This window comes from Candidatus Omnitrophota bacterium, from assembly GCA_016929445.1.
In the GTDB taxonomy this organism is placed as follows: Bacteria; Omnitrophota; Gorgyraeia; order JAFGIU01; family JAFGIU01; genus JAFGIU01.
Window position 1 is genome coordinate 1 of the sequence record JAFGIU010000028.1, and the last position, 3,473, is coordinate 3,473.

A 3,473-nucleotide genomic window follows, 5' to 3' on the forward strand; every position below is an offset into this window, starting at 1 on the left:
CCGGAACCGGCAAGACAGCGGCCTTTGCGCTGCCGCTGCTCAACCGGCTTCTTGAGAAGAGCGGCAAGGGGCCTCGTGCCTTGGTGCTTGCCCCAACCCGGGAGCTCGCCACCCAGATTGCGGCTGAAATCCGCGTTCTGTCAAAATTCACCCGTTTGAAACTGGTCACCGTCTACGGCGGTGTCTCAATGCGCAACCAGATCAATACACTGCGCGAGCGGCCGGAGATTGTGGTGGGTTGCCCGGGCCGTGTGCTCGATCTGCTCCAGCAGGGGGTGCTTCGCCTCGGCCAGATCGAGACTCTCGTGCTTGACGAAGCAGACCACATGTTCGATATGGGATTCCTCAAGGATATCCGCAAAATCCTGGCGGCACTTCCGGCTCGCCGGCAGAACCTGCTCTTTTCAGCCACGATGCCCAAGGAAGTTCGCGGGCTGGCCGACGAACTGCTGAAAAACCCGCACTTGGTCGAGTTGGCGGGTTCTGCGCCGGCCTCAACTATCGACCACGCGTTGTATCCGGTTTCAGAGGAGCGGAAGCGCGATTTGCTCGAAAATGTGCTCACAAATGACAACTGCAATTCGGCGATTGTTTTCACGCGCACAAAGCATCGTGCCAAGCGCCTGGCAGACCAGTTGAGCAAGTCAGGCCACCGCGCCGTGGGCCTTCAGGGGAATATGTCCCAGTCTCAGCGCGATCAGGCCATGAACGGATTTCGTTCGCGCCGCTACGATATTCTGGTGGCAACAGACATTGCGGCACGCGGTATCGACGTGAGTGGTGTTTCCCACGTGATCAATTTTGATGTGCCGAGCACGCCGGAGGCTTATACCCATCGCATAGGCCGCACTGGCCGCGCGGAACTTGCAGGGATTGCCTGTACGTTTATCACCAGCAGCGACCGCGGATGGGTGAGCGCCACCGAACGCATGATCGGCACCCCGATTCCGCGCCGTCGCGTGGAGGGCTTTGAGCCCGGCACGGATCAGCAGCCCGAACGCCCACGCCGGGCCGGCGCCAAGCTGAGCGGTTCGCGACGTGGCGGAACGGTCTGGAGCAGCCGCCGCAAGCCGGTTGCCCGGAGGCGTACCGGCTAGACGCGCGTCTAATACAAAAAGTGTTGTGTGAGGTCTTCTAGGCGGGTACGGAGTGTGAAGGATGCAGGAACGAGGGGCTATAGCCGGACTTGGCGGTTTTTGTTTTATCTGCCGTTATCAGGAACCTCCAGCAGAACAGGCGATCCAAGTGAGCGAGCTGGAGACCGCGCGTGACGATTGCGTCCAGCCCGAGGATCATTTTTTTGAACCAAGCCCAATTGGGTATGAGGGGAGTCCCCACAAACCCGCCGCTGGCCGGAAACGCAAAGGTCTCCAGGAATTCCGCCCGCTTGATAGAAAGTCCCGTTTGCTTGAGAGCTTCCGTCACTTCTTTGAAAGAAGTCTCCTCGTCCACATGCTTGGCCAATTTGCGGCAAAACTTGATCCAGGGAGAAGGATTGGGGTCGAAAACAATAATCCGGTACTTGGCCAGCCGGGCGGCTTCCCTAAAGGCCTTTTCCCGGTCCATATGATGAATGCTTTCCCTGAAGATAACCGTATCAAAGCTTTCGTCTGCATAGGGAAGATCATACCCGTCCAAGTGGAGGATTGTTGATTTGGGGAAGAGTCTGGCTGCGTGGGTGAGAGAATCCTCATCCAGATCCACTCCTGTAACGTCATAGTCCTGCCGGCGCAGAAAATCCACCAGAAGCCCGTATCCGCAGCCCACATCCAAGACCTTCTTTCCTGCGATTTCCGAGGCAATCCAGAAGTTTTGGCGCCGGGCCACGTCGCCGTAGAAGCCCTTAAGTCTAGATACCATGACTTCTTGAGAGAATTCCATAGTTTCAATAGCATACGTATTTTGAGGAAGGGAATCAACCCCGGAATCTGCGTTTTTCGCGAATTCGTGTAAAATAGTCGGGTCTCTTGAACTACAAAAACAAGGAGAACGGAAATGAGACGTATGTGGTTCTATGCACTGATGGTGTCTGTGCTTCTTTTGGGAGCGGCACCCACAGCCGGTTTCGCAGGCGAGACAGACCAAATTAGCTTTAAAGTCCTCAGTACAAAAGTCGTGACGCGTTTGGACGGTGTCAACGGCAATGCGGTGACATGGGAAGACTCTGAAAGAACCAAAGGATTGATCATTGCGTTGGAGGTTGAAGTTCCCAAAGATATGACGCTGTGGTCTCCTGATTTCAATACGTTTTATTATCACGGAGATGACGTGGCGTCCGAGGACCGCGGGCGGAGCCGCGCAATGTCGCTGGCTGTGTCTTCCCCTGATGATGAAGGAGCTTGGGTGGTCGGGAATTACGTGAAGACGCCCGTAAAAGCAGGCACCCGGTATATCAATCTCCTGTTCCCGTTGGAAGATGACGTGAAGAAAGTTTCTCTGCACTACTCGTATCCGGTGTTGAGAGACATCGCCATTAACAGGAATTAGTCCCGGTTTGGGATCTGGATTGCGGAACAGATGCGAATGGTGCGGCAATGACCCTCTTTACATTGCCTATCATGATCATGAATGGGGTCTCCCGGCTCATGAGGATCGCCATCTGTTTGAAATGCTGGTCCTTGAGGGAGCGCAGGCGGGTCTGAGCTGGCTGACCATATTGAAGAAGCGGGAGAATTACCGGAAAGCCTTTCACGCTTTTGACCCTGAAAGAGTGGCCCGCTATTCCAAAAAGGATCTCAACCGGCTGCTTGCCGATTCCGGCATCGTACGCAATCGCCTCAAGATAGAATCCGCTGTCAGGAACGCGCAGGGTGTCCTAGCCATTCAAGAGGAGTTCGGGACTCTCAGTGCGTTCCTGTGGCGATATGTCGACAGCACCCCCATACAGAATGCTTGGCGCTCTTTGCGCGAACTTCCTGCGCAGACTCCTGAGTCCAATAGGATGAGTAAGGATCTCAAGAAATGGGGCTTCAATTTTGTGGGGCCGACGATCTGCTATGCATTCATGCAAGCCGTGGGCATGGTCAATGACCACACCGTGGACTGCTTCCGGTATGCCGAGATCAAGGGGATCTCTTCGGTGTCTCGGCCATAAGCTGTGATAAAATAATAAGTTCGATATGGATAATACTTCCACACTCACCACAGTTCACGTGCGCTATTCGGGCCGGGTTCAGGGAGTCGGCTTCCGCTACACAGTCCAGGCCATGGCCGCGGAGCAAGGGCTTTCCGGTTGGGTCCGGAATCTTCCGGATGGAGGCGTTGAGATGCGGGCCCAGGGGCCCAGGGAACGCGTGAGCGCGTTGCTCAAGGCGATTCGCTCCGGCATGCTGGGCCGCGGGATTGAGGACGAGCAGATCTCCTGGGAACAACGCGCGCCCCTGGAACAGGGGTTTGAGATTCGATACCGATGAAGGCATCTGAGGCCAAGAAAGAGATCCGGCGTCTTAGACAGGAGATTGAAAGGCACAACC

5 protein-coding genes are annotated in these 3,473 nt (G+C 55.7%); 4 read left to right on the top strand and 1 reads right to left on the bottom strand.

The annotated features are described in order from the left end of the window. On the top strand, positions 1-1,097 hold a 1,097-nt coding region (locus JW937_02480; GenBank protein ID MBN1586277.1), incomplete at its 5' end, for a DEAD/DEAH box helicase. 37 nt (positions 1,098-1,134) lie between these two features. Here the strand turns inward: JW937_02480 and JW937_02485 are convergent. Further along, positions 1,135-1,860 (bottom strand): class I SAM-dependent methyltransferase, encoded by a 726-nt coding sequence (locus JW937_02485; protein ID MBN1586278.1) that lies wholly within the window; start codon positions 1,858-1,860, stop codon positions 1,135-1,137. Positions 1,861-1,995: 135 nt separating this feature from the next. On the opposite strand from JW937_02485, the gene JW937_02490 reads away from it, so the two are divergent. The 3 genes from JW937_02490 to JW937_02500 are packed head-to-tail and all read left to right on the top strand — an operon-like array spanning position 1,996 to position 3,413. Further along, on the top strand, positions 1,996-2,487 hold the full coding sequence (locus tag JW937_02490; protein MBN1586279.1) for a hypothetical protein: 492 nt from the start codon (positions 1,996-1,998) through the stop codon (positions 2,485-2,487). A gap of 19 nt (positions 2,488-2,506) precedes the next feature. Further along, positions 2,507-3,094, top strand: a complete 588-nt coding sequence (locus JW937_02495) for a DNA-3-methyladenine glycosylase I (protein MBN1586280.1) — start codon at positions 2,507-2,509, stop codon at positions 3,092-3,094. A 25-nt stretch (positions 3,095-3,119) separates the two neighbouring features. After that, on the top strand, positions 3,120-3,413 hold the full coding sequence (locus JW937_02500; GenBank protein ID MBN1586281.1) for an acylphosphatase: 294 nt from the start codon (positions 3,120-3,122) through the stop codon (positions 3,411-3,413). Positions 3,414-3,473 lie beyond the last annotated feature (60 nt).

Excerpts from the sequence above, each read along its gene's own strand:
- JW937_02485 (MBN1586278.1), bottom strand. The coding sequence starts at position 1,860 with ATGGTATCTAGACTTAAGGGCTTCTACGGCGACGTGGCCCGGCGCCAA.
- JW937_02490 (MBN1586279.1), top strand. The coding sequence starts at position 1,996 with ATGAGACGTATGTGGTTCTATGCACTGATGGTGTCTGTGCTTCTTTTG.
- JW937_02500 (MBN1586281.1), top strand. The coding sequence starts at position 3,120 with ATGGATAATACTTCCACACTCACCACAGTTCACGTGCGCTATTCGGGC.